23 protein-coding genes and 2 tRNA genes are annotated in these 24656 nt (G+C 71.8%); 4 read left to right on the forward strand and 21 right to left on the reverse strand.

Translation table 11 applies throughout. The features are described 5' to 3' along the window. Positions 1 to 18: 18 nt before the first annotated feature. Complete coding sequence (gene rpsT / locus QNO09_RS18225; RefSeq protein WP_053669127.1) at positions 19 to 285, forward strand: 30S ribosomal protein S20; 267 nt, start codon at positions 19 to 21, stop codon at positions 283 to 285. A 176-nt stretch (positions 286 to 461) separates the two neighbouring features. Here the strand turns inward: rpsT and QNO09_RS18230 are convergent, their stop codons facing one another. The 10 genes from QNO09_RS18230 to leuS form a co-directional block, all read right to left on the reverse strand. Further along, the gene (locus QNO09_RS18230) at positions 462 to 857 is read right to left on the reverse strand and encodes a nuclear transport factor 2 family protein (protein ID WP_283971260.1); all 396 of its coding nucleotides are present in this window, start codon (positions 855 to 857) and stop codon (positions 462 to 464) included. A 402-nt stretch (positions 858 to 1259) separates the two neighbouring features. After that, positions 1260 to 2249 carry a DNA polymerase III subunit delta gene (gene holA, locus QNO09_RS18240; protein WP_283971261.1) on the reverse strand — a complete coding sequence of 330 codons (990 nt, stop codon included), beginning with the start codon at positions 2247 to 2249 and terminating at the stop codon, positions 1260 to 1262. A gap of 76 nt (positions 2250 to 2325) precedes the next feature. Further along, entirely contained in the window at positions 2326 to 2571 is a 246-nt protein-coding gene (locus QNO09_RS18245; RefSeq protein ID WP_283971262.1) for a hypothetical protein, read from the reverse strand. A gap of 38 nt (positions 2572 to 2609) precedes the next feature. Next, positions 2610 to 3491 (reverse strand): YceI family protein, encoded by an 882-nt coding sequence (locus QNO09_RS18250; protein WP_283971263.1) that lies wholly within the window; start codon positions 3489 to 3491, stop codon positions 2610 to 2612. A 172-nt stretch (positions 3492 to 3663) separates the two neighbouring features. Further along, positions 3664 to 4494: an arylamine N-acetyltransferase family protein gene (locus QNO09_RS18255; protein ID WP_283971264.1), complete on the reverse strand. Its 831-nt coding sequence runs from the start codon at positions 4492 to 4494 to the stop codon at positions 3664 to 3666. Between the two features lie 4 nt (positions 4495 to 4498). Then, positions 4499 to 7069 (reverse strand): ComEC/Rec2 family competence protein, encoded by a 2571-nt coding sequence (locus QNO09_RS18260; RefSeq protein WP_283971265.1) that lies wholly within the window; start codon positions 7067 to 7069, stop codon positions 4499 to 4501. After that, complete coding sequence (locus tag QNO09_RS18265; protein WP_283971266.1) at positions 7066 to 8217, reverse strand: ComEA family DNA-binding protein; 1152 nt, start codon at positions 8215 to 8217, stop codon at positions 7066 to 7068. The genes QNO09_RS18260 and QNO09_RS18265 overlap by 4 nt, the downstream gene beginning before the upstream one ends. Before the next feature lie 119 nt (positions 8218 to 8336). Further along, on the reverse strand, positions 8337 to 9182 hold the full coding sequence (locus tag QNO09_RS18270; RefSeq protein WP_283971267.1) for a DegV family protein: 846 nt from the start codon (positions 9180 to 9182) through the stop codon (positions 8337 to 8339). A 72-nt stretch (positions 9183 to 9254) separates the two neighbouring features. Further along, entirely contained in the window at positions 9255 to 10043 is a 789-nt protein-coding gene (locus QNO09_RS18275) for a hypothetical protein (RefSeq protein WP_283971268.1), read from the reverse strand. Between the two features lie 136 nt (positions 10044 to 10179). Continuing rightward, positions 10180 to 13059, reverse strand: a complete 2880-nt coding sequence (gene leuS, locus QNO09_RS18280) for a leucine--tRNA ligase (protein WP_283971269.1) — start codon at positions 13057 to 13059, stop codon at positions 10180 to 10182. 469 nt (positions 13060 to 13528) lie between these two features. On the opposite strand from leuS, the gene QNO09_RS18285 reads away from it, so the two are divergent. Together QNO09_RS18285 and QNO09_RS18290 are read left to right on the forward strand one after the other, a co-directional pair. Continuing rightward, a complete protein-coding gene (locus QNO09_RS18285) occupies positions 13529 to 14794 on the forward strand; it encodes a ferric reductase-like transmembrane domain-containing protein (RefSeq protein ID WP_283971270.1) in 1266 nt (421 codons plus the stop codon). Next, a complete protein-coding gene (locus QNO09_RS18290) occupies positions 14791 to 16401 on the forward strand; it encodes an NADH-ubiquinone oxidoreductase-F iron-sulfur binding region domain-containing protein (RefSeq protein ID WP_283971271.1) in 1611 nt (536 codons plus the stop codon). Before QNO09_RS18285 ends, QNO09_RS18290 begins: the two co-directional genes overlap by 4 nt. A gap of 131 nt (positions 16402 to 16532) precedes the next feature. Here the strand turns inward: QNO09_RS18290 and QNO09_RS18295 are convergent. The 10 genes from QNO09_RS18295 to QNO09_RS18340 form a co-directional block, all read right to left on the reverse strand. After that, a tRNA-Ala gene (locus QNO09_RS18295) sits at positions 16533 to 16605 on the reverse strand. Between the two features lie 128 nt (positions 16606 to 16733). Then, positions 16734 to 16967: a hypothetical protein gene (locus QNO09_RS18300; RefSeq protein ID WP_006136074.1), complete on the reverse strand. Its 234-nt coding sequence runs from the start codon at positions 16965 to 16967 to the stop codon at positions 16734 to 16736. Positions 16968 to 16970: 3 nt separating this feature from the next. After that, on the reverse strand, positions 16971 to 17144 hold the full coding sequence (locus tag QNO09_RS18305; protein WP_283971272.1) for a hypothetical protein: 174 nt from the start codon (positions 17142 to 17144) through the stop codon (positions 16971 to 16973). 200 nt (positions 17145 to 17344) lie between these two features. Beyond that, positions 17345 to 17417 (reverse strand) — tRNA-Ala (locus QNO09_RS18310). A gap of 72 nt (positions 17418 to 17489) precedes the next feature. Then, the gene (locus QNO09_RS18315) at positions 17490 to 18164 is read right to left on the reverse strand and encodes a histidine phosphatase family protein (RefSeq protein ID WP_283971373.1); all 675 of its coding nucleotides are present in this window, start codon (positions 18162 to 18164) and stop codon (positions 17490 to 17492) included. After that, positions 18155 to 18601 carry a ribosome silencing factor gene (gene rsfS / locus QNO09_RS18320; protein ID WP_283971273.1) on the reverse strand — a complete coding sequence of 149 codons (447 nt, stop codon included), beginning with the start codon at positions 18599 to 18601 and terminating at the stop codon, positions 18155 to 18157. Before rsfS ends, QNO09_RS18315 begins: the two co-directional genes overlap by 10 nt. Positions 18602 to 18704: 103 nt before the next feature. Beyond that, the gene (locus QNO09_RS18325) at positions 18705 to 20426 is read right to left on the reverse strand and encodes an LCP family protein (RefSeq protein ID WP_283971274.1); all 1722 of its coding nucleotides are present in this window, start codon (positions 20424 to 20426) and stop codon (positions 18705 to 18707) included. A 16-nt stretch (positions 20427 to 20442) separates the two neighbouring features. After that, the gene (gene nadD / locus QNO09_RS18330) at positions 20443 to 21186 is read right to left on the reverse strand and encodes a nicotinate-nucleotide adenylyltransferase (RefSeq protein WP_283971275.1); all 744 of its coding nucleotides are present in this window, start codon (positions 21184 to 21186) and stop codon (positions 20443 to 20445) included. Positions 21187 to 21271: 85 nt separating this feature from the next. Further along, positions 21272 to 21436, reverse strand: a complete 165-nt coding sequence (locus QNO09_RS18335) for a hypothetical protein (RefSeq protein WP_283971276.1) — start codon at positions 21434 to 21436, stop codon at positions 21272 to 21274. A gap of 168 nt (positions 21437 to 21604) precedes the next feature. Continuing rightward, the gene (locus QNO09_RS18340; RefSeq protein WP_283971277.1) at positions 21605 to 21763 is read right to left on the reverse strand and encodes a hypothetical protein; all 159 of its coding nucleotides are present in this window, start codon (positions 21761 to 21763) and stop codon (positions 21605 to 21607) included. Between the two features lie 124 nt (positions 21764 to 21887). On the opposite strand from QNO09_RS18340, the gene QNO09_RS18345 reads away from it, so the two are divergent. Then, entirely contained in the window at positions 21888 to 23012 is a 1125-nt protein-coding gene (locus tag QNO09_RS18345) for a M48 family metallopeptidase (protein WP_283971374.1), read from the forward strand. A 538-nt stretch (positions 23013 to 23550) separates the two neighbouring features. On the opposite strand, the gene QNO09_RS18350 is transcribed toward QNO09_RS18345, so the two are convergent. Beyond that, positions 23551 to 24630, reverse strand: a complete 1080-nt coding sequence (locus QNO09_RS18350) for an SCO2583 family membrane protein (RefSeq protein ID WP_283971278.1) — start codon at positions 24628 to 24630, stop codon at positions 23551 to 23553. Positions 24631 to 24656 lie beyond the last annotated feature (26 nt).

A 24656-nucleotide genomic window follows, 5' to 3' on the forward strand; every position in this document is an offset into this window, starting at 1 on the left:
ACCTGAGAAGGCTCATTCGTGGCGAACATCAAGTCCCAGATCAAGCGGATCAAGACCAACGAGAAGGCGCGGCTGCGCAACAAGGCCGTCAAGTCCTCCCTGAAGACCGCGATCCGCAAGGCCCGTGAGGCTGCTGCCGCGGGTGACGTCGAGAAGGCCACCGAGTACCAGCGCGTCGCCGCGCGTCAGCTCGACAAGGCCGTCTCCAAGGGCGTCATCCACAAGAACCAGGCCGCCAACAAGAAGTCGGCGCTGGCTTCGAAGGTCGACGCGCTCAAGGGCTGACATCTGATGTGACGCCGGAGGGAATCGAGCGGGCCCTCTCTCATCCGCTCCCGTCCGGCACCCCTCGGATCCGCGCGCGGCCTGCGTTCGCCACGCGGGCGCGGATCCAGCAGCTTGAATCGAAGGCCGGGTGCCCTCCTGTTCCCCATGGGACGGCAACCCGGCCTTCGGCCTGTTCAGGACCAGAACTCGTTGCTCCTGTCGATGTCCTCGACGCATTCGTCGAGGTCGGTGACCTTGTCGTCGACGATCCGGAAGATGATGCAGCCGGTGTCGTCGAGGCGCTTGCCGTTGCGCTCGGCCGTGAAGCGGTTCACACCGACCGCGTGACCGCGGCCGTCGACACAGATACTGATGAGGTCGGCGCGCATCGTCCCGTTCGTCTCCGCGCCGAGCCGCTCGTACATCTCGATGATCGAGTCCACTCCCTTGAAGTCGCCCGACAACGGGTGATCTCCCGGCACGTGGTGTGAGGCGTCCGAGGCCATCAGTCCGCGCAGGGTGTCCATGTCCCCGCGCGAGAAGGCCTCGAATCCCTTGCGGACCAGTGCTGCGTGCGGGTGTTCAGCCATGACCCTCGCCACCTTTCCGTCACTTGGCGACGTACGGCTGATACACCCGATTCTCCTCTTCTGCAGGAGGAGGGCGACTCGATCACGGCACAGGGGAGACATGGACGTGGAAGGCACGAGCGCACCAGTCCTGGTCCGCGCGGCGACCGGGCTCCCCGCCCGGGACCCGGAGCGGGCACGGCGCTTCCTCCTCCGAGAAACGCGGTCCGGATCCCGTCGACGAACCCCCGGCGGGCTGCCCTACCGGTGCGGCGGCGCGAAGTTCGCCCTCTTCCGACGAGAAGCACGGTCCGGATCCCGTCGACGAACCCCCGGCGGGCTGCCCTACCGGTGCGGCGGCGCGGAGTTCGTCCTCTTCCGGTCGACGAGGGCCTCATCCGGCACCTTCACCCAGATGGCGGGTCAGCCCCGGCCCCTGGAGCGGGCCGCCCGGGCGATGGTGACCACCGCCTTCTCCAGGGCGTACTCGGGGTCGTCGCCGCCGCCCTTCACCCCGGCGTCCGCCTCGGCCACGGCCCGCAACGCGACCGACACCCCGTCCGGGGTCCAGCCCCGCATCTGCTGCCGCACGCGGTCGATCTTCCAGGGCGGCATCCCCAGCTCCCGCGCGAGATCGGCCGGCCGGCCGCCGCGCGCGGACGACAGCTTCCCGATCGCCCGGACGCCCTGCGCGAGAGCGCTCGTGATCATCACCGGCGCCACCCCGGTCGCCAGGGACCAGCGCAACGCCTCCAGGGCCTCAGCGGCCCGCCCCTCGACCGCCCGGTCGGCGACCGTGAAGCTCGACGCCTCGGCCCGTCCGGTGTAGTACCGCCCGACGACCGCCTCGTCGATCGTCCCCTCGACGTCGGCGACCAGCTGGGACACCGCGGAGGCCAGCTCCCGCAGATCGCTGCCGATCGCGTCGACGAGTGCCTGGCAAGCCTCCGGCGTGGCGGATCTCCCCGTCACCCTGAACTCGCCCCGCACGAACGCCAGCCGGTCCGCCGGCTTCGTCATCTTCGGGCAGGCCACCTCACGCGCCCCCGCCTTGCGCGCCGCGTCGAGCAGCCCTTTGCCCTTGGCCCCGCCGGCGTGCAGCAGCACCAGGGTGATCTCCTCGGCGGGGGACCCGAGATACGCCTTCACGTCCTTGATCGTGTCGGCCGACAGATCCTGCGCGTTGCGTACGACCACGACCTTGCGCTCCGCGAAGAGCGACGGGCTCGTCAGCTCGGCGAGCGTGCCGGGCTGCAGCTGGTCCGGGGTCAGGTCCCGCACGTCCGTGTCGGCGTCGGCGGCCTTCGCCGCGGCCACCACCTCCCGCACGGCACGGTCGAGGAGCAGGTCTTCCTGGCCCACGGCGAGCGTCAGCGGGGCGAGGGGGTCGTCGTTCGCAGTCTTCCTGGCCATCGCGACAAGCATCCCACGCGCCACTGACATCGGGCCCCGGCGGACCGGGAGGCGCCCCCGCGCACGACCCGGGCGCCTACGGTTCCTCCCGCCAGCCCTCCCACTGGCCGGCCAGCCGGTCCAGCTCCCCGGGATCCAGGCGTCCGTCCTCGTCCCGCAGGACGACCAGCCACTGCGCGTCCTCGGCGTCGTCCTCACCGGCCAGCGCGTCCCGCACCAGCTGCGGCTCCTCGACGACCCCGAGCCTCTCCCGCAGCGCGTCCACCACCTCTTCCGCGGCATCACGGTCGGGCAGTACCAGCACATGTCGCACGTCACTCACGCCGGACATTGTCCGACACCGCGCGGCGGCCCGGCCGCTCAGGCCTTGCGCACGACCTGCACATCGAGTTCGACCCCGATGCTCGGCCCCACCACCGCGATGCCCCGCGCCAGCATCGTCTGCCAGCTCATGGTGAAGTCGTCCCGGTGCAGCTCGGTCGTGGCCCGGCAGGCCGCCCGCACCTCGCCCTCCATGCCGTTGCCCAGCCCGAGGTACTCCGTGTCCAGCGTGACCGTCCGCGTCACGCCGTGCAGCGACAGCGCCCCGGTCACAGCCCACCGGTTCCCGCCCTTGTGCACGAACCGCTCGCTGTAGAACTCCAGGGTCGGGAACCTCTCGACGTCCAGGAAGTCCGCCGACCGGAGATGGTCGTCGCGCATCCTCATGTTGGTGTCGATGGACGCCGCGTCGATCACCACGTGCATCGCCGACCGCTCCATCGGATCGGCGACCCGTATGACGCCCGCGAACGACGTGAACCGCCCGTGGATCCGGGCCAGTCCGATGTGCCGCGCGGTGAAGCCCACCGAGGAGTGCGCGGGCTCGATCTCCCAGTCACCGGCATCGGGCAGCTCCGGCGGCCGGGCCAGGTGCAGCGTCACGTCCCCGAGCGACGCCAGGGCGTTCTCCGCGACCTGCGTGGTCGCCCGGTACGGCGTGTACCCCTCCGCCGACACCGCGAGCCGGTACTCCCCCGCGGGTAGCGTCGTCATGAACGACCCGTACGGATCCGCTCCCCCGCTGACCACCGGCCGCCCCACGGCGTCCGTGACCGCGAACTCGGCGTGGGTGACCGGCTCGTTGACCGGATCCAGCACCCGGCAGGCCAGCACCCCGGCGCTCGGCGGTGTCGGCACCCCCGCCAGGGGGCTCGTCCGTTGCACCCGGTCGGTGCGGCTTCCCCGCCAGCGGCCGATCATCACGACTCCCTGAATGACTCGAAAATCGCCTGTTGATCACTGTTGATCACACGGTGCGAAGACGCATTCGACCACCGGTGAGGCTTTCGAGGCAACACGGGACCACATCACGGGAAACCAGCAGATGTGCTGGTACTACGCACGAGTAGCCCCATGTAGAGAGAATTGCCGCTTATGCGGGATTTCGCGCCACCGGCACCTTGTCCAGTCCGATGCCGAACCGCTCCCGGTACGCCCCGAGTACCTCCTCGTCCGCCCCCAGCTCACGCTCGTCGCGTGTGCCGTCGGCCGCCGTCACCGTGAGCCTGGGCCCGCTGAGCGTGATCCTGCCCCCGTCCTCCGTCACCCGCGAACAGACCGGTGACCGCGTGAAATGCGAGACCGGCGAGGTGCTGTGCCACCACGCCCCGGCCACGAAGTCGCCGAGCACCCGCGGCCGCACCTCCAGGCGGTACTGCGGTCTGCCGTCCCGGGAGACGTCCAGGTCCGCCGCCTGCGCCGTGCCGTGCCGCCCGCGCACCCCGGCCGCGTCCGGCCCCGCCTCGACGATCCGGAACGTGCCCCCCGGATCCTCCTGTTCGCCCCGGTCCCCGAACGCCAGCGGCAGATGGCTGTGCGCACCGAAGCCGACGTCGGCCAGCCAGTCGCCCCCGTCCACCGTCCGCACCCGCAGCGCGAGATGGTCATAGGGAATCCCGAGCCGCTCCCCGTCCCCGTACACCCGCCCCGCCAGCAGCGCCACGTCGAACCCCAGCGCGGCGAGCAACGCCCCGAAGGCGCCGTTGAGTTCGTAGCAGAAACCGCCCCGCCGGGCGCCCACCACCTTGTCCAGCAGCCGCTTCTCCTCCAGCACGATCTCCTCGCCCAGATGGATCGAGAGGTTCTCGAACGGCACGGTCTGCAGGTGTCGCAGGTGCAGCTCGCGCAACGCGTCGACGGTGGGCCACGCCGGGGGCTCGACCCCGATCCGGCGGAGATAGGCATCAACCTGTGCTGAGTTCATGCCCTCAGTCTCGCGCCACGCTCAGCTCCCCGCCCCCTCCCACGACCGCGAGCGCGCCGTCCCGGTCCGTCCGCAGCACCGCGGCTCCCCCGGCGCGCAGAGCGGCCACGGTGCCGGGGGCCGGGTGACCGTAGGAGTTGTCCTCGCCGCAGGAGATGAGGGCCAGCCGCGGTGCCACCCGGCGCAGGAGGCCGGGGTCCTGGTAGGCCGATCCGTGGTGGGCGACCTTCAGCACGTCCACCCCCTCCAGCGCCCCGGCAGCCGGGGAACGCGCCAGTGCCCGCTGCGCCGGGGGCTCCAGGTCCCCCAGGAGCAGCAGGCGCAGTCCGGCGGCACGGACCAGCATGGCCACGCTGGCGTCGTTCGGTCCCTCCGGCACCGGGTGGGCCGCGGGCACCCCCGGCGCCGGCTCCGGCGGCGGCCAGACCACCTGCCAGGACAGCTCCCCCGTACGCCGCTGCTCCCCGGCCGTCGCCCGCGTCACGGGAATCCGCCGCGCCGCCGCCAACCTCCCCACGAACGCGGCCTGGTCCGCGGGCTCTTGGAAACCCGTCGTCTCGATCGCGCCCACCGCCCGGGCGCGCAGCACCCCGGGCAGACCGGCCACGTGATCGGCGTGGAAGTGGGTGAGCACGACCAGCGGGATCCTGGTGACGCCCAGGGAGCGCAGACAGTGGTCCACGAGCTGCGGATCGGGCCCCGCGTCGACCACCACACCGGCTCCCTCGCCCGCGGCGAGCACCATCGCATCGCCCTGCCCCACGTCACACATCACCAGCCGCCAGCCCGGCGGCGGCCAGCCCGTGACCACCCTGGTCAGCGGCGGCGGCTGCACCACCGCCAGCGCCAGCAGCAGGCCGCAGATCCCGCACCACCAGGGGTGCCCGAGGAGTCGCCGTCCGACGAGCACCACGACCAGGGTCACGGCCAGGAGCAGCGCCGCACCCGTCCAACTGCCCGGCCAGTCGATCCCCCCGCCGGGCAGCGCCGCCCCGGTCCGGGCGATCCGCGCGATCCACCCGGCGGGCCACTGCGCGCACCACGCCAGGGCCTTGGCCATCGGCATCGCCACCGGCGCCGTGGCCAGCGCCGCGAACCCCAGCACGGTCGCCGGCGCGATCGCGAACTCCGCGAGCAGATTGCACGGCACCGCCACCAGGCTCACCCGCGCGGACAGCACGGCCACGACGGGGGCGCACAGGGCCTGCGCGGCAGCGGCGGCGCCCAGCGCCTCGGCCAACCTCGCCGGCACCCCGCGTCGCCGCAGCCCGGCGCTCCAGCGCGGCGCGAGGGTGAGCAGGGCGCCGGTCGCCACGACGGACAGCAGGAACCCGTAACTGCGCGCCAGCCACGGGTCGTAGAGCACCAGCAGCAGGACCGCCGTCGCCAACGCCGGGATCATCGACCTCCGGCGTCCGGTCGCCAGGGCCAGCAGCGCGACCGCCCCGCAGGCCGCGGCCCGCACCACGCTCGGGTCGGGTCTGCACACGACCACGAACCCGAGCGAGAGGGCGCCCCCGAGCACCGCCGTCCCCCGCAGGGAGATACCGAGCCGGGGTGCGAGCCCCCGCCGCTCCACGCGCTGTGCCAGGCCCGGCGGTCCGAGCAGCAGCGCGAGGAGGATCGTGAAGTTGGCCCCGGACACGGCAAGTGTGTGGGTGAGATCGGTCTCCTTGAAGGCCTCCTCCAGCTCCGGGGTGATCCGTGAGGTGTCTCCCACCACGAGGCCCGGCAGAAGCGCCCGGGCGTCCACCGGCAGCCCGTCGGTGGCCTCCCGCAGCCCGGCGCGCAACCGCCCGGCGAGCCGCTGCGGTCCGGAGGGCTCGCCGGTCACGTCCGGTCCGCCACGGCCCCGCACGCGCAGCACGGCCGCGACCCGGTCACCGCCCCTCATCGCGGGAGCCAGCCGGGCACTGATCCGCAGCCGCGTCGACGGCAGCAGGCCGAGCCACGGGGACCGCACCGGCCCACCCGCGACCCGGCGCGGAAGGGACGAGTCCACGTCCACGATCATCAGCACCGGCGTCCGGACCGTCACCGCCGCGCCGCCCGCCTCCTGGACGCGCCGCACGTCGGCGTCGATCAGCACGGCCGTCGGAGCCACGTGATCGCCCCGGACCTTCGGCCGGGTGAGCCGCGGGTCGGACGTGAGCTCGACGTCGGCGGTCACCGTGGCGTAGTCCCGCGCCAGGCCGGGCACGGGCCCCCGGCGCAGATCCGACCCGTGCAGCCCGGCCGAGGCGGCGGCCGCCGCCACACACAACAGCAGGGCGGCGGCCGAGGCCCGCGGCCAGGACGCCGCCCCGCGCCGCCGGGCCGACGGCAGCAGCGCGACGGCCACCAGGCAGCCGATCACGATACCGAGCGCCCACGTCGGGGACGCGCCCAGCACCAGCGCCGCCGTCGCCCAGGCCGCCAGGGCGGGTGGCACGAGCCGCAGATCCGTCGGACCCTCCTGGCGTGGCCGGGCGGCGCCGAGACGCGCGCCGGAGGAAGCGTGCACGGCGGACCGGTCGGGGCGGAGCCCGGCCGCGGCCTCGTCACGCCGCACCCGCGGGCCGGGGGCGCCCCTCATGGCCGTACGAGATCGCGCAGGTCGGCGAAGCGGCGATCGCCGATGCCGTTCACCTCGCGCAGCTCGTCCACCGTGCGGAAGCCGCCGTGCTGGGTGCGGTAGTCGATGATGTGCTGCGCCAGGACCGGACCGACGCCCGGCAAGGTGTCGAGCTGGTCCGCGGTGGCCGTGTTGAGGGAGACGGGGGCCGCCGGCCCGGCCGGAGCACCACCGGCAGCCGAACCGGCGCCCGCACCGGGTCCCTGGGCGGGCGCCGGTCCCCCGACGACCACCTGCTCGCCGTCCACGAGGAACCGGGCGCGGTTGAGCCCGTCGGTGTCCGTGCCCGGCTTCACCCCGCCCGCCGCGCTCAGGGCGTCCGCCACGCGCGAGCCGGCCGGCAGCCGGTGGATCCCGGGCTCACGGACCTTGCCGCTGACGTCCACCACGATCTCGGCCGCCCCCGCCGTACGGGCCCCGGCGGAAGGACCGGCGGAGATCCCGGCGGGCACCCCGGCACCGCCCGGGCCTCGCTTCTCCAACGCCTCCCCGCTTGCCTGCCCCTCCCCGAACGGCACCGCCGCCCGCACCACCTCCGGCGGCCGCACAGTCTGGGTGCGCCCGGTCCAGAAGTGCTGCACGGCGAAGGCCGCGGCGACGACGAGCACGACGGTCAGAGCGAGCACGTTCCGCCGCTCCAGGCCACACCTCGTCTGCAGCCACAGCGGCATCCGCTCCCGCAGCGCCGGCCCCACCCGCTCGCGCCAGGCTCCCTCCGCCGCACGCTGGTCTCCGAGGTCTCCCTCGTGATCCACCTCGGCGAAAGCGCCCCTGTGAGCCCTGGACGCCGTACGGCCGTCATGCCCTGGCCGGGGCTCCTCCACAGCGACGGAACCCGACCACCCAGGCGGTCCCTGCCCCGACTCCCGCCGCTCTCCGGCCTGTTCGGCAGGTCCGGGCGGCCCGGTCCGCTCATCCGGATCGGCCCCGGTTCGATGCCCGCCGAACAACGTTCCGGCGCGCCGCCGGAGTTCCTCCGCCGAGGCATGATGCCGGCGGGCCCGCCCGCGCGGAACGGACCGGCGGTGACGGACGCGCCCGTCGGACGCCGGTGGGCGGCCCGGCCCACTGGTCGCGGTCGCTGTGCGTGAACGTGATCGAAGTGCCATGCGACGAGGATCGGCCACCTCGCCCCATCCGCGATGATCTTGCTCAATCTCCGGGGACGGCCCCCCGGTTGGGGACAACTCCGTCACTCACACGGATGACCCGAGCCCTCCAGCAACGTTCACCGGGGCGAAACGACAACGCCCAGCAGACCGGGCCCCGTGTGCGCCCCGATCACCGCCCCGACCTCGCTGACGTGCAGATCGGCCAGCCCGGGCACCCGCGTCCGCAGCCGGTCGGCGAGGGCCGACGCCCGGTCCGGGGCGGCGAGATGGTGAACGGCGACATCCACCTGGGCGGCGCCCGCACGGTCGGCCGCGATCTCCTCCAGTCGGGCGATCGCCTTGGACGCGGTCCGCACCTTCTCCAGCGGCTCGATACGGCCGTCGGTCAGTTGCAGCAGCGGTTTCACCGCGAGCGCCGAGCCGAGCAGGGCCTGTGCGGCTCCGATGCGGCCGCCGCGCCGCAGGTAGTCGAGGGTGTCGACGTAGAAGTAGGCAGAGGTGCCCGCGGCTCTCTTCTCCGCGGCCGCGACGGCCTCGTCCATCGTCCCGCCCGACTCCGCGGCCTTCGCCGCGGCGAGCGCGCAGAACCCGAGCGCCATCGCGATCATTCCGGTGTCCACCACCCGCACGGGCACCGGCGCCTGCCGGGCGGCGACGACGGCCGCGTCGTGCGTACCGGAGAGTTCGGCGGAGAGGTGGAGGGAGACGATGCCGGTGGCGCCCGCCTCGGCGACCTTGCGGTACGTCTCCGCGAAGACCGCGGGACCGGGCCGCGAGGTCGTCACGGGGCGCCGCTTCTGCAAAGCCTGGGCGAGGGCCCGGGTGGAGATCTCGGTGCCCTCCTCCAGCGCCCGGTCACCGAGGACCACGGTCAGGGGGACCGCCGTGATGCCGTGACGCTCCATCGTCCGGGTCGGCAGGTAGGCCGTTGAATCGGTGACGATCGCGACATGGCGGGACATGAGCTGGAGGTTACCTGCCGTAGCGCCGCTGCGGCAGCCCGGCCCCCGCGCCCCGCGGAGCGGGTGGCGGGATCAAGTGGTGCTCTCGGGGCGGGGCTTCTTCTGCCAGGGGTAGGTCGGGCGGGGTCCCGGCGGCGTGATTGCGGGCCTCACCGGCTCCTGCGCCGGGCTCGACTGCGCGCTGTCCGGCCAGGTCTGCCCTGCCGTGGCGGCGTCGGCGGCCGATGCCTCGGGCCACGGCGGTGTCGCGGGCCTCGGCGGCGAGGCCGGCTGCCGGGACGACCCGGACGGCGGCGACGACGCGGACTGCGGCTCGGGCGCCGTCCAGTGCCGCAGTGCCCCGGACTCCAGGTCGATCTGCGCGCTGAGCGAGTCGAGGTCGTCCTCCGCGAAGCGGCTGGCGCGGTCGCGTGCCGCCCAGCGCAGCGAGTCCGCCGAGTGCGTGACGCGTTCGGTGCGCTCGCGCAGCTCGGGGAGCCGCTCGGCGAGCGCGGTACGGTCCGGCTCGGACTCCAGGCGCTTCAGCTCGTCGTCCAGCTCGTGCCCGTGCGCGCTCAGCCGTTCGAAGAGGCCGACGGACTCCTTCAGGGACTCGTCCTCGGCGACCGCCGCGTGCAGCACTTCCTGGGTGGCGCGCATCGAGGTGCGCAGCTTCAGCCGGAGCTGGGCGACTTCGCCCGCGGCGCCGGGCTGGACGAAGGACCTGGCGCGCAGTGTGTGGTCCTCGACCGTGCGTCGGGCCTGGGTGATGCCACGGTCCACACCGCGCTTGGCGGCGCCCACCGCCTTCACCGTGGCGTGCGCCCCGAGCCCCACAAGGAGCACGAAGAGCAGGGCGAAGACTGCGATCACTGCTTCCACAAGGGCTCCTCCTCAGGACGTCACGGCGCCTCGTCGCTCTTCAACGGTAAACGCAACAGGCAGGTCCGGAGTTCCAGAAAAACCCCGAACCTGCCCGTAGGGGACCACCCCGAGAGGGATCCGCACACCCTCGCGGCTACGCCGGAACGATGTTGACCAGCTTCGGCGCGCGCACGATCACCTTCCGGATCCCGGCACCGCCCAGCGCGGCGACGACCTTCTCGTCCGCCAGCGCGACCTTCTCCAGCTCCTCGTCGGAGATCGACGGCGAGACCTCCAGCCGCGCCTTGACCTTGCCCTTGACCTGCACCACACAGGTCACGGTCTCGTCGACGACGTATGCCGGGTCGGCCACCGGGAAGTCCTGGTGCACCACCGAGTCCGTGTGCCCCAGCCTGCGCCACAGCTCCTCGGCGATGTGCGGGGCCAGCGGCGCGACCATCAGCACCAGGGCCTCGGCGACGGGACGGGACACGGCCGCGCCGACCTTGGTCAGGTGGTTGTTCAGCTCGGTGACCTTGGCGATGGCCGTGTTGAACCGCAGGCCCTCCAGATCACCGCGGACCCCGTCGATCGCCTTGTGCAGGGCACGCAGCGTCTCTTCGCCGGGCTCGGCGTCGACGACGGTCACCTCGCCGGTCGCCTCGTCGACGATGTTGCGCCACAGCCGCTGCAGCAGCCGGAACTGGCCGACCACCGCACGCGTGTCCCACGGCCGGGAGACGTCCAGCGGGCCCATGGCCATCTCGTACAGGCGCAGGGTGTCGGCCCCGTACTCGGCGCAGATCTCGTCCGGAGTGACCGCGTTCTTCAGGGACTTGCCCATCTTGCCCAGCAGCCGGGAGACCTTCTCGCCCTGGTAGTAGTACGCGCCGTCGCGCTCCTCCACCTCGGCGGCCGGCACCGCGATGCCACGGCTGTCGCGGTAGACGTAGGCCTGGATCATGCCCTGGTTGAACAGCTTGTGGAACGGCTCGGCGGACGAGACGTGCCCCAGGTCGTACAGGACCTTGGACCAGAAGCGCGCGTACAGCAGGTGCAGGACGGCGTGCTCGGCGCCGCCGACATACAGGTCGACACCGCCGTGCGGCCTGCCCTCACGCGGGCCCATCCAATAGCGCTCGATCTCGGGGTCGACCAGCTTCTCGGAGTTGTGCGGGTCCAGGTAGCGCAGCTCGTACCAGCAGGAACCGGCCCAGTTGGGCATGGTGTTGGTCTCGCGTCGGTACCGGCGCGGGCCACGTCCGTCGCCCAGGTCCAGCGTGACGTTCACCCAGTCCTCGTCGCGCGACAGCGGGGTCTCGGGCTGGGTGTCGGCGTCGTCCGGGTCGAAGGTGCGCGGCGAGTAGTCGTCGACCTCGGGCAGTTCCAGGGGCAGCATCGACTCGGGCAGCGGGTGGGCGATGCCGTCCTCGTCGTAGACGATCGGGAAGGGCTCGCCCCAGTAGCGCTGGCGGCTGAACAGCCAGTCGCGCAGGCGGAAGTTGACGGTGCCCTCGCCGACGCCGGACCGCTCCAGCCACTCGGTGATGCGCTCCTTGGCCTCGGCGACGCCCAGACCGTCCAGGCTGACCTCGTCGTTGGTGGAGTTGATGATCCTGGCGTCGTACGAGGAGAAGGCGTTCTCCCAGGTCGCGGTGTCCGTGCCGCGGCCGTCGGTCGGCTCGACGATGCAGGTGATCGGCAGCTCGAAGGCGCGTGCGAACTCGAAGTCGCGCTGGTCGCCGGCCGGGACGGCCATGATCGCGCCGGTGCCGTAGCCCATCAAGACGTAGTCGGCGATGAAGACCGGGACCTGCTCGCCGCTGGCCGGGTTGGTCGCGTACGCGCCGATGAAGACGCCGGTCTTGTCCTTGGCCTCGGCCTGCCGCTCCACGTCGGACTTGGAGGCGGCCTGGGCGCGGTAGGCGGCGACGGCCTCACCGGGGGTGGCGTGGCCGCCGGTCCACACCTCGTGGGTGCCCTCCGGCCAGGCGGCCGGGGTGAACTTCTCGACCAGCGGGTGTTCGGGCGCCAGCACCATGTAGGTGGCGCCGAACAGGGTGTCCGGGCGGGTGGTGAAGACGGTGATGCGCTCGCCGTCCACGGGGAAGTCGACGCGGGCGCCCTCGGAGCGGCCGATCCAGTTGCGCTGCTGCAGCTTGATGGCCTCGGGCCAGTCCAGCTCGTTCAGGTCGTCCAGCAGACGGTCCGCGTAGGCGGTGATGCGCATGTTCCACTGGCGCAGCTTGGCCTTGAAGACCGGGAAGTTGCCGCGCTCGGAGCGGCCGTCGGCGGTGACCTCCTCGTTGGCCAGCACGGTGCCCAGCCCGGGGCACCAGTTGACCGGCGCGTCGGAGGCGTAGGCCAGCCGGAACTCGCCCAGGACGTCGGCCTTCTCGGCGGCGCTCAGCTCGCTCCACGCGCGCGTGTGCCCCGGTACGGGCCGCTCACCCGACTCGAACGCGGCGACCAGCTCGGCGATCGGACGGGCCCGCCGGGCGTCGTGGTCGTACCAGGAGTTGAAGATCTGCAGGAAGATCCACTGGGTCCACTTGTAGTAGTCCGGGTCGATCGTGGCGAACGAACGGCGCTTGTCGTGGCCCAGGCCCAGCCGGCGCAGCTGGGCCCTCATGTTCTCCATGTTGGCTTCGGTGGACACGCGCGGGTGCGTGCCGGTCTGCACCGCGTACTGCTCGGCGGGCAGGCCGAAGGCGTCGAAGCCCAGGGTGTGCAGGACGTTGTGGCCGGTCATCCGCTGGAAGCGCGCGAAGACGTCCGTGGCGATGTAGCCCAGCGGGTGTCCGACGTGCAGGCCCGCACCGGAGGGGTAGGGGAACATGTCCATGATGAACTTCTCGGGCTTGGCCGCGGTCTCCGGGTCCCCGGCCAGGTCGCCCTTGGGGTTGGGCGCGGCGTAGGTGCCGTCGGCGTCCCAGAAGTCCTGCCAGCGTGCCTCGATCTCGGCAGCCACGGCGGCCGTGTAGCGGTGCGGCGCGGCATCCGCTGCGGCGGCAGCGGGGTTCGTCTCGCTCATGATCCTCAAAGCTCCATCGATCGTCTCTGCCTGCGGCCTGTGTGGTTCGAGAAACGAAAAATCCCCTCGCACAGGAGGGGACGCCGCGCCGATTCCGACCACTCGACTCGCCCGGTGGCCGGGATTGATCAGCGCGGCCCGCTAAGCAGAAGGCGTACGGCACGCATGGCGCTAGGGTACCGCAGGCCCCCAGCGCGTCGCGACGCGCTTCCGAAGGCCGCCTCGGTGCCCGAAACACTGAACCAGGGTCAATAGTTACTTCGCGTAACAGCTACTAAGGGACATCACAACAGCCACATTGCCCTTTGATAACAACGCAACAACTCAAACCTCGTACTCATCGGTATGGCTGCGCTTAGAGTTCGGCACGGGACCGCTGCTTTCCCGAACCGCTCGGAGTTGCCCCCATGAACCCTCATCGCAGTAACACCTCGCCACCCCCGGACACCGGGACGTGGGGAGGCAGGTCGTGAACCCCTACGACTCCACGGCAGACGACTCCTTCGCCGAATACCTCAACTTCGGCGCGGGCGTGCTGTCCCTCGTGTGCCTCACCTGCTCGGTGATCTGGGGCCTGGTCGCCCAGGACCGGGTCCTGCTGGACACCCGCAGGCGCATCCTGGCGCAGGCCGTGCACCGGACCACGGCCGTCGCCTCGATCGTCTTCCTGCTGGTGCACATCGGGGTCAAGCTGGCGCTGGACCACACCTCGTGGATCGCGGTCTTCATCCCCTTCGGGCTCCTCCTCAGCGACGACGAGGTCGTCACCGGCCGGTCGTTCCTCATCGGCCTCGGCACCCTGGCCAGCATGCTCATGATCTTTGTGGGCATCACCGGCGCGCTGCGCAACCGCTTCGCGTCCCCCGCGCCCGTCGCGGCCCGCTGGCGGGCCATGCACATGCTGGCCTACCCGGCCTGGTGCGCCGCGCTGGTCCACGGCCTCTACGCGGGTCGCTCGGCCAAGCCGATCTTCGTCATCCTGTACTGCCTCTCCCTGGCGGGCGTGGCCGCAGCCCTCGCCCTGCGCGCGGCTCCGCGCCAGGTCAAGCGCGAGGTCGCCGACAGGATCGCCTCACTGATCGGGCCCGGTGAGAGCCAGGGCCGCAGGGATCTGGAGGAGAGCCGGGCCCGGGCGGCCGGTGGCTTCGCGCTGCCCGGCTACGACGGCCGAGAGGCACCCGCGAGGGCATCGGCCTCCGCGCCGGGGCCGCTGTACGAGAAGGCGGAACGCCCCGCGGCCAGGGAACCCGCGAACGGCTTCGCCGCTGCCTACCGAGCCGTCTCGGGCCCTCCCCAGGGCCAGCAGCCCTTCGCGCCCGGGCCGGCCACCAGCATGCAGCTGCCGCTGGACCTGCAGCCCACCGAGACCTTCCCGACCGTGGACGGCCCCTCGAGCACCTCGGGCAACTGGCCCATCCCGTCGCCGCCGCCGGTCGGCGAGGCCCCGCCCTCGGCCTATGACCCCCTACAGGACACGGGCTTCAACATTCCGCCCTACGACCCCCTGCAGGACACCGGACAAAACAGCCCCGCCTATGGCAATCCAGGCGCCGCCGGCTATGGATCGAGTGACGTGTACGACACGGGTGAGACGAACGCCGTCTATGACACGTACTACCCGAACGACACGTACAACAGCGGTCCCGCCACTGAAACAACGCCCGGTGCGTCCTATGACTTCGACGCACCGGGATCGGGCGAACCTTGGAACACGCCTTCCGGAGGCTTTAAGTGAACGAGGCCCTGCCCGACGTACCCGAAGTCCGCGTGGTCGGCCTTCCCCAGCTCACGTCGGGCTTCGACCTTGTCGATCGGCTCGATCTGCCCATGCACCTCAAGGTGCACGGGCCGCTCGAGCCGATGGGCGGCGAGCAGCTCGCGCAACTCGCCGAACGCATCAACCTGAAGGGCCGCGGCGGCGCGGGGTTCCCCTTCCACAAGAAGCTGCGCTCGGTCGCCGAGGCGGCGATCAAGCGCGGCGTCCGGCCGGTCGTCGTCGTGAACGGAAGCGAGGACGAACCGGCCTGCCGCAAGGACACGGTGCTGATCAACCGTGCCCCGCATCTGATCCTGGACGGCGCGCTGCTGTGCGCCGAGGCCCTGGGTGCCCGCACGCTCGTGGTGGGGGTCACCCGTGAGTCGACCCAGCGCTCCATGGAGGCCGCGCTCGCCGAACGCGGCCTCAGCAACGGCCGTCGATCGGCGCTGCGCGCACGGGTGCAGCGCAACCCGGTCCGTATGGTCACCGGTGCCGCCGCCTCGCTGGTCCGCTCGATCGACGGGGGCCCGGCCATCCCGTCCGGCCGCAAGGTCAGCGCCTCGCAGAACGGCGTCGGCGGCGCGCCCACGCTGCTGTCCAACGCCGAGACCTTCGCCCAACTGGCGATCGCCGCCCGCATCGGCCCGGAGCGCTACGGCAACACCGGCCTGTACGACGAGCCGGGCACCGTGATGCTCACGGTCTCCGGCGCGGTCGCCCGGCCGATGGTGATCGAGGTCCCGACGGGCGTGCCGCTGCGGTACGTCCTGCAGCTCGCCGGCGCTCCGCCGATGCCGCAGGGTGTGCTCACCGGCGGCTACCACGGCAAGTGGATCGACGCGGCGACGGTCAACGAGGCGATCGTCTCCCGCAATTCCCTGGACGCGGTGGGCGGCGCGCTCGGCGCCGGCGCGATTCTGCCGATCACTCAGGACACCTGCCCGCTGGGCGAGTCGCTGCGTGTGGCCCAGTGGCTGGCCGAGGAGAGCGCCGGCCAGTGCGGCCCCTGCTACCTCGGCCTGCCGGCCGCCGCACGCGGTCTGGAGGACATCCTCAACGGCGGCGGACCGGCCGCCCTGGAGGCGCTCAAGCAGGTCGCCAAGAACGTGAAGCGGCGCGGCGCGTGCTCGCACCCGGACGGCTCCGCGATGTTCCTGGAGTCGACCATCAAGGCGTTCACGGACGACCTGGCCGCCCACGTCCTCGGCAACGGCTGCGGACGGCCCGTGGAGGGCGTTCTGCCGCTCTTCGAGGGCGGCAGGGCCCCTACGGGCATCCCGGGCGGCGGCGAGTCCGAGGAGAACGGTCCGAGCCGTCAGAAGATCTACGTCGACTGGACGCTGTGCAGGGGCCACGGGCTGTGCGCGGACATCCTGCCCGAGGTGTTCCAGCTGGGCGCCGACGGCTTCCCGACGGTGGCGCAGGCGCAGGTGCCGCGGTACGCCGAGGCCAAGGCTCTACGCGCGGTGCGCCGCTGCCCCGCGCTGGCGCTGCGCCTTGAGGAGGGGAGCGCGCAGGGCGGGCCGTCGCGCAACCTCCCGGTCCTCTCCCAGGGCCGCGGCCGCCGCGCTCTGGGCCGCTGAGAAGGCCGAGGACGAACGCGACACGCACATACGGCGGGCTCCTCGTGGGGGCCCGCCGTCCGCATCCGCACACGAGGCGACACGAAGAAGGCGGGCCATCCGAATCGGATGGCCCGCCTTCTCATCTGCTGTGGAGCTAAGGAGAATTGAACTCCTGACCTCCTGCATGCCATGCAGGCGCTCTACCAACTGAGCTATAGCCCCTTGCCGGTGTTCCTCCGGGTTTCCCCGGCGGCGACGCCAACTTTACTGGTCCACCGGGCCCAACACCAAATCGATTTCACCCCGTACGGAGATGCCCGCTATGTCGGTTTCGCACCGACTCTGCGGGCTCAGGCCGTGACGAACGAATAGAACCGCTTGAGCGTGCAGTGCTCCTCCAGAAGCCGGCCGTAGATCGGCTCACCCTCCAACTCGCGGTATGTCTCGATCGGGTCGCCTTTTATGATCAGCGCCCGCGCGCATTCCTCGCACCAGTACTGGTAGTCGGGATTGATCGGTTCCATGTCACGGACGATCGGAGTCCCGCTGCCGCACCAGTCGCACTTCCGCCTGTGTGCACCCATCGATCAGCTCCAGCTGTGGCCGCAGGCCGTGCACACGTAGGAAACTCCGCCGTTGTCGCCGAGCATCTGGGCCACGTGCGCGGAACCACAGGAAGGGCAGCTGAGGCGGGTGGACATCTCCCGGGTCAACGCTGCTTCGAGGAGGTGGTCGGCCTCCTCGAGGATGCTCGCAGGCATCGCTACTCCTCCCGTCGGGTCGCGCCCCCTTCCGGCCGTTTGATTCTGCCACGGCCGGACCAATACGGTCAGCGACGCCTCAGTACCAGTCCGGACACGGCACCCCGGCGGGGCCGTAGAGGTATACGCCGGGAAGGGCCCGAGCGACTCAAGCCGGAGCATGAAAAATCCCGCCCCCTGGTGGGAACGGGATCTTGATGTGGAGCTAAGGAGAATTGAACTCCTGACCTCCTGCATGCCATGCAGGCGCTCTACCAACTGAGCTATAGCCCCTCGCGTCTCCCCGCTGGCGGGGCGAACAAGAAGAACTTTAGCCTGCGACCTGCCGGAAAGTGAAATCCGGGGTCAGTCGTCGTCGCCGAGCACCGCTTCCGGCAGGGTGCCGGCGTTGTGCTCCAGCAGGCGCCAGCCGCGGGCACCTTCACCGAGGGCGGACCAGCAGCAGTTGGAGAGCCCACCGAGGCTCTCCCAGTGGTGGGGGTCCAGACCGAGGAGGCGGCCGATGGTGGTGCGGATCGTGCCGCCGTGGCTGACCACGACGAGGGTGCCGTCGTCCGGGAGCTTCTCGGCGTGCCGCAGCACCACGGGGGCGGCGCGGTCGGCGACCTCGGTCTCCAGTTCGCCACCACCGCGGCGGACGGGCTCACCGCGCTTCCACGCGGTGTACTCCTCGCCGTACCGGGCGATGATCTCCTCGTGCGTGAGGCCCTGCCAGACGCCCGCGTAGGTCTCTCGCAGGGCCTCGTCGTGGGTGACGTCGAGGCCCGTGAGGGTGGCCAGCTCGGCGGCCGTGGCCGCGGCGCGCCGGAGGTCGGAGGCGATCATCGCGTCCGGCTTCAGCGAGGCGAGGAGCCGGGCGGCGCGGCGGGCCTGGGCGACGCCGGTCTCGGTCAGCTCGACGTCCGTGGTGCCCTGGAAACGGCGCTCCACGTTCCACCGGGTCTGGCCGTGCCGCCAGAGGATGACGCGGCGGCCCCGGCCCTTCCCGGCGGACGCCTCACCGGGGGAGGTCACCGCCAGTCACCGTCCAGCTCCGCCGCCTCCTCGGCCGCGCGCAGCTTGGCGTGCTCCTCGGCCTTGCCGCGGGTGGCCTTGGCCTCCTCGGGCAGCTCCAGTTCGGGGCAGTCCTTCCACAGCCGCTCCAGGGCGTAGAAGACACGCTCCTCGCTGTGCTGGACGTGGACGACGATGTCGACGTAGTCGAGCAGCACCCAGCGTGCTTCGCGGTCGCCCTCGCGGCGCACCGGCTTGGCGTCGAGTTCCTTCGAGAGGCGCTCCTCGATCTCGTCGACGATCGCCTTGACCTGGCGGTCGTTGGGCGCGGAGGCCAGCAGGAAGGCGTCCGTGATGGACAGCACGTCACTGACGTCGTAGGCGAGGATGTCGTGGGCCAGCTTGTCGGCGGCCGCCTGGGCGGCGGTGTTGATCAGCTCGTGAGAGCGGTCGGTCACGGTCACTACAAGGCTTTCGGTCGGCGGGCACTTGTCACCAAGGGTCTCACGGACCGCGGCGGGCCCCCCACGCGATCGACGGGATCGCGTGGGGAGCGCGCTCCCCCTGTCAGCCGGCGGACGGCGTGTAGTCCTGGCCGAGGACCACGAAGACGTCGCCGCCCGCGGAGATGCTGCCCTTGGTGACGGAGCCCGCGGGCAGGCCCAGGGTCTTGGCGACCTCGGCGGCGTCCGCCTTGTCGGCGGCGTCGGCGTAGACGACCCGGGAGGTGGCCCGCGCGGTGGCGGTGCCGCTCTCCAGGAAGGTGAAGCCGCCGTTGAGGAGTACGACGCGGGCCTTCTCGGTGTTGTCCTTGACGCCGGTGGCGTTCTGGACGGCGACGCTGACGGCGGCGTCCTTGTCGGGGCTCTTGGCCTTGCCGCCGAGGACGTTCTTGACGACACCCGCGCTCGCCTGGGGACTGAGCGTGCCGTCGTTTCGGACCGGCAGCAGGGCGGTCTTGACGTCACCGCCCTTGGCGAGGTCGGAGAGCCCGGCGAGGAAGGTGCCGAGGTCCTTGTCGGTGAGGGACGGGTCCAGGATCTGCGCCAGGGTCTGGATGGTGGTCGTGGCCGCCTGCGGGTCGGAGGACATCTTGCGCAGGACGCCGTGCACGACCTGCCCGAAACGCTCCAGCTGGGCGTTCTGGTCCTCGCCGGGGGCGCGGTAGGTGGCGTAGGCGACCGCCATCTTGCCGCTGAGGGTCTGGTCCTGGCCCTTGGCGACCAGGGGGGCCTCGCCCTTCTTCTTCGCCTCCGGGTCGGGCACCTCGGCGTCGGTGTCGACGTCGATGTTGCCGACGAGGTCGACCAGGTTCTGCAGGTAGGGGGTGTCCAGGCGCCAGGTGCCCTCGATGTCGGTGCCGAGGACCGTGTCGAGCGCCTCGCGGGTGCCGTCGGAGCCGTCGTCCTCGACCGACTTGGCGAGGGTTGTGGTGGTGCCGTCGTCGCTGGTCAGGGTGAGGGAGTTGGGGAGCAGGACGGTGGTGCCGCGCTGGAGGGTGGTGTTGTCGACGAGGAGGGCGGTGGAGGTGCCGCCGCCCTTGGTGTCGTGCAGGTGCACGACGATCACGTCGCGCTTCTGGGCGCCCGCGGCCGTCGCGGTACCCGTCTTGGAGCCGTCGGAGGACAGGCCCGGCAGCTTCCCCGCGTACCAGAGGTAGCCGACGCCTCCGGCCGCGACGAGCGTGAGGACGACGGCCAGGGCGACGATCCGGCCGCGGGCGCGGCGACGGGCCTCCTCGCGGCGTTCGGTGCGGTTCTCGGTGAACTTCAGCCAGTCGATGACGTCTTCGGAGTTGGCGTCCGGTTCCTCGACGAAGGCGAACTGCTCGGTGTGGTAGTCCCCTTGCGGCTCGGCGGGTTCCTCGTGGTCGGCGGGGCCGGCCTGCTGCGGGATGTGGGCCGTCCGCTGGGCGGTCTGCTCGGCGACGCGGGGCTGCCCGCCGGCGGCTGCGGCTGCGGCCTGGCCGTAGGGGTCGTGCGGCGCGCCCTGGGCCGGACCGCCCTGGTGCGGGCCGGTGGCGTACGGGTCGTAGGCACCGTAGGAGGGGGCGGCCTGCTGCTGCCCCGTGCCGTAGTCGTAGGCGGGCGGGGACTGCTGCCCCTGCTGCCCGTACGGGTCGTAGCCGTAACCCTGCTGGTGCTGCTGGGCGTACGGGTCGTACGCCTGCTGCTGGCTCTGCTGGGGCCGGACCTGCCGGTAGACAGGTTGGCCGTACTCGTCGTAGCCGACGAGCTCGTACTGTTCGGCGCCGTGCCCTGCGGCCCCCGCGTCGTATCGGTCGTTCACCGGTGCCCCTCTCGGCTCACTCGCCGCGGTACAGCTCGCGCTTGTCGATATAGCGCACGACTCCGTCCGGCACCAGGTACCAGATGGGGTCCCCCTTGGCGACTCTCGCACGGCAGTCCGTCGAGGAGATGGCGAGGGCGGGAACCTCCACGAGCGAGACGCCCCCCTCCGGGAGGCCGGAGTCGTCCAGGTGGTGGCCCGGCCGGGTGGCCCCGATGAAGTGCGCCAGGGAGAACAGTTCCTCGCTGTCCCGCCAGGTGAGGATCTGGGCGAGCGCGTCGGCGCCGGTGATGAAGAACAGGTCTGTGTCGGGGTTGAGCGCGCGCAGGTCGCGCAGGGTGTCCACGGTGTAGGTGGGGCCGCCGCGGTCGATGTCGATGCGGCTGACGGAGAACTGCGGGTTCTCGGCGGTCGCGATGACCGTCATCAGGTAGCGGTCCTCGGCCGGGGAGACACTGCGGTGGCTCTTCTGCCAGGGCTGGCCGGTCGGGACGAAGACCACCTCGTCGAGGTGGAAGGCCGCGGCCACCTCGCTGGCCGCCACCAGGTGCCCGTGGTGGATCGGGTCGAAGGTGCCGCCCATGACGCCGAGGCGGCGCTTGCCCGGCTGCGACGGGCTCTTTCCGGGGCCGTCGATCTGACGCCCGACCGTGGCGGCACGGCGGGGCTCCGAGTGTCGCTCGGTGCCGCTCGCCGTGTCCGGTGCCGGGTCGCGCGGCGTCCTGTTCGCCGGACCGGTAGGCATGTCCTGCTCTCCCATGCGTGCAGACCCTACCGGCCCTGCCTGAGGGCTCCGGCCGCCCCCGTGGTCCCCGGGGCACCCTCCGCGGGGCGCCCTGCCGGGCTCAGCGGTCGCGGTTGAAGCGGGTGGTGATCCACAGCAGGAGCAGCAGGATGAAGAGGGCGGCGCCGCCGGTGAGGTAGGGGCTGAGGCTCTCGTGCTCTCCGCCGTGCTCTCCGCCCTCGGCGGCGAGGGTGACCAACTGGGCAGCGGTGCTGTGGAAGCTCATCTTCGGCAGGACCTATCGCGTGTGGGCGGGATAAAGACGTCGGCTCATCGTAAGCGGGCGCCCGTTCCGACATCACCCCGACTCCGTCTGTTTGCGCCGCGGGCGGTCGCACGTGCCGCCGCCGGCCCCGGTCCCTGGGGGGTCCCGGCGGGGAACCTTCGTGTGACCTCAGTCGTCCTTCCGTCTGTAGCCACGCAACAGGAACCACGCGGTCAGCGCACAGCCCAGGATCATCACGACGAGCACGATCCGCAGCATCCCCGGCCCTTGTCCCTCGGCGGCGTTCGCGGCCCCGGCAAGCCAGCCGGATGCGGGGTGGTGCTCCATGTCGGTGGTCTCCTTCGCTGTACTGCCCGACCACCGTAACTCCGCCTAGGCTGGGCTTCGCCTCGGGAAAGCAAAAGGCCGCACAAAGGGCCGCAAAGGTCACACCAGACGCATGGGGGAAGACATGTCCGACGGCCACGAGCACCACGGGCACGAGCACGTGCCGAGCAGGCAGCGCAGGCGCTTCCCCGGGATCTCCTCGCGCGCGTACGAGCACCCGGCCGACCGCTCCGCCCTGGTGGCGCTGCGCAGGCTGAGCGGTTTCGACACGGTGTTCAAGGCGCTCAGCGGTCTGCTGCCCGAGCGCAGTCTGCGGCTGCTGTTCCTGTCCGACTCGGTGCGGGTCTCGGACCAGCAGTTCGCCCATCTGAACGTGATGCTGCGGGACGCCTGCTACATCCTGGACCTGGAGAAGGTCCCGCCGATGTACGTGAACCAGGACCCTCAGCCGAACGCGATGTGCATCGGTCTGGACGAGCCGATCATCGTCGTGACGACGGGTCTCGTGGAGCTGCTCGACGAGGAGGAGATGCGGGCGGTCGTCGGCCACGAGGTCGGGCACGCGCTGTCCGGGCACTCCGTCTACCGGACGATCCTGCTGTTCCTGACCAGCCTCGCCGTCCGGGTCGCCTGGATTCCCCTGGGCAACCTCGCGATCATGACGATCGTGACCGGGCTGCGGGAGTGGTTCCGCAAGTCGGAGCTGTCGGCGGACCGTGCGGGGCTGCTGGTCGGGCAGGACCCGCAGGCCTCCATGCGGGGTCTGATGAAGATCGCCGGCGGCAACCACCTGCACGAGATGAACGTGGACGCGTTCCTCGCCCAGGCCGAGGAGTACGAGGCCGGGGGCGATCTGCGCGACTCCGTGCTGAAGATCCTGAACGTGCTGCCCCGCTCCCACCCCTTCACCACCGTGCGGGCGGCCGAGCTGAAGAAGTGGGCCGAGTCGCGTGACTACCAGCGGATCATGGACGGCCACTACCCGCGGCGCGACGAGGACCAGGACACCTCCGTTCGGGACTCCTGGCGGGATTCGGCGAACCACTACACCACGCATGTGAAGAACTCGAAGGATCCGCTGATGAAGCTGGTCACGGATCTCGCGGGCGGAGCCGGCGACCTGGGCGACCGGGTCCGCCGCGGCTTCGGCGGCTTCGGCGCCACGCCCCCGAAGCCGCCGCAGGGCCCGGAGACGGGGGCGTCGTCGGATTCCCCGGGGGACGACCGGCCGCCGCGCGACGGGAACTAGGCGCCACCGCCGCCAGGCGGCTCCTCCCCTCACCGACAGGGGCGCCACCGGGCCCACGGGGCGTTCCGGTGCCGGGAAATCGGCCCTCCGGTGCCGGGAACCGGTGGGCCACGTCATGCGGAGCCCTGAGCCGCGGCTCGCCTCGCGTGGCCCTCCCGTGCGGCGCCACAGCTCACCTACACGGCTTCCGGTGCGCCCGGGCCCCCGCCTCACGCGGTCCTCCCGTGCGGTGCCCCGGCCCTCCCATCACGGCCCCGGCCCGCCCCACGCGGTCCTCCGGTGCACGCCCCGGCTCGCCTCACCCGGGACCCGTGCGCGCCTCCTGCGGTGCCCCGGCCCGCCCCACGCGGTTCTCCGGTGCACACCCTGGCCCGCCCCACGCAGCCCTCCCGTGCGCCGCCCCAGCCCGCCCCACGCGGGGTCCTCCCCTGCGACACCCTGGCCCTCCCATCACGGCCCCGGCCCGCCCCACGCGGTCCTCCGGTGCGCCGCCCCAGCCCGCCTCACCCGGGACCCGTGCGCGCCTCCGCTCGTTCGTTCACACCTTCGGCTGGGCGCTCGTCGCCAGAGAGCCGCACAGGGCCGTCGCGCTGCCCGTGGCGTAGGGGTCCGTGCCCGCGGGGCCGCCCTCCTTGGCCGTCTGGCCGGCCAGGAGGGGCCGGAGGTGGTTCGTGGAGTCCTCGGCGCAGGACAGCGGGCCGGCCTGGACGTAGGAGACGACGAGCTGCGCCTGGTGCAGCCGCAGGTTGTCGCGGTCGAAGCGGAAGTGCAGCTCGCGCCGGAGAGTGAACAGGGACGCCTCGTCCTTGCCGCCCTTGTCCGCGGCCCCGGCCGTCCGCAGCGCGTACACGAACGTGTGGTCGGCGGTGACCTCGAGCGTGGACGCGTCGGTCTCGGCGGCCTGGAGCGTGCCCTGGACCCGGACGTTGCGGTCGGCGAGCTCGGCCCGTGCGGGATCGAAGCGGACCAGCCAGCCGGTGGGCGCGTGTCGTCCGTCGGCGGAGGGGCGGGCGAAGCTCTGGTCGAACTGGTCCAGCTGGTCGGTGTCGAGCAGCACCCGGACGGCCCGGACCTCACCGCCCGTGAGCACCGCCGGGTCCAGGGCGGAGCGCACGATGTAGTCCTTGGCCGTGGTCAGGGCGCTCACGACCTGGCTGTCCGAGAAGTGCGCGGTGCGCCGCGAGGCGGGCAGCGGCACGCCCTCCGCGCCGGTCTTGAACTGTGCGGCGGGGCTGTGCTCGTACAGGTACGCCGGGTCGGCGCTGCCGGGGACCTTCCCCTCGGGGACGAGCGGGATGACGGTCATCCGCAGCGGCTCGTCGCGCTCCTGGGCGGCCGGGGTCTGGTAGGGGTGTCGTACACCCATGTAGATCGCGGTGCCGAAGGCGACGGCGATCAGCAGGACCAGGACCAGCGCCTGCCGGGACAGGCCCCGACGCAGCGGTGGCCTGCGTCGCACGGCGGGCGCGTGGTCGGCGATGCGCTCCTCGGCGGAGAACTCCTGAAGGCGGGCAGCGCGGACGAACGACTCGTCGAAGACGACGGATCGGTACTCGTCCTCGCCACCTCCGGGGGCGCCCTCGGGAGTCCCCTCAGGTGGGTTTCCAGGCCCGCCCATATCTTCAGGGTAGGTCGCGCGAAGCT

Origin of the sequence: Streptomyces sp. 378 (assembly GCF_030124145.1) — a bacterium.
GTDB lineage: Bacteria > Actinomycetota > Actinomycetes > Streptomycetales > Streptomycetaceae > Streptomyces.

Bases quoted from the DNA above. Each gene is read 5' to 3' on its own strand.
- QNO09_RS18230 (WP_283971260.1), bottom strand. From the start codon at position 857: ATGGCTGAACACCCGCACGCAGCACTGGTCCGCAAGGGATTCGAGGCC.
- holA (WP_283971261.1), bottom strand. From the start codon at position 2,249: ATGGCCAGGAAGACTGCGAACGACGACCCCCTCGCCCCGCTGACGCTC.
- QNO09_RS18250 (WP_283971263.1), bottom strand. From the start codon at position 3,491: ATGATCGGCCGCTGGCGGGGAAGCCGCACCGACCGGGTGCAACGGACG.
- QNO09_RS18255 (WP_283971264.1), bottom strand. From the start codon at position 4,494: ATGAACTCAGCACAGGTTGATGCCTATCTCCGCCGGATCGGGGTCGAG.
- QNO09_RS18260 (WP_283971265.1), bottom strand. From the start codon at position 7,069: ATGAGGGGCGCCCCCGGCCCGCGGGTGCGGCGTGACGAGGCCGCGGCC.
- QNO09_RS18265 (WP_283971266.1), bottom strand. From the start codon at position 8,217: ATGGCACTTCGATCACGTTCACGCACAGCGACCGCGACCAGTGGGCCG.
- QNO09_RS18270 (WP_283971267.1), bottom strand. From the start codon at position 9,182: ATGTCCCGCCATGTCGCGATCGTCACCGATTCAACGGCCTACCTGCCG.
- leuS (WP_283971269.1), bottom strand. From the start codon at position 13,059: ATGAGCGAGACGAACCCCGCTGCCGCCGCAGCGGATGCCGCGCCGCAC.
- QNO09_RS18300 (WP_006136074.1), bottom strand. From the start codon at position 16,967: ATGGGTGCACACAGGCGGAAGTGCGACTGGTGCGGCAGCGGGACTCCG.
- QNO09_RS18305 (WP_283971272.1), bottom strand. From the start codon at position 17,144: ATGCCTGCGAGCATCCTCGAGGAGGCCGACCACCTCCTCGAAGCAGCG.
- nadD (WP_283971275.1), bottom strand. From the start codon at position 21,186: ATGGGAGAGCAGGACATGCCTACCGGTCCGGCGAACAGGACGCCGCGC.
- QNO09_RS18335 (WP_283971276.1), bottom strand. From the start codon at position 21,436: ATGAGCTTCCACAGCACCGCTGCCCAGTTGGTCACCCTCGCCGCCGAG.
- QNO09_RS18340 (WP_283971277.1), bottom strand. From the start codon at position 21,763: ATGGAGCACCACCCCGCATCCGGCTGGCTTGCCGGGGCCGCGAACGCC.
- QNO09_RS18345 (WP_283971374.1), top strand. From the start codon at position 21,888: ATGTCCGACGGCCACGAGCACCACGGGCACGAGCACGTGCCGAGCAGG.
- QNO09_RS18350 (WP_283971278.1), bottom strand. From the start codon at position 24,630: ATGGGCGGGCCTGGAAACCCACCTGAGGGGACTCCCGAGGGCGCCCCC.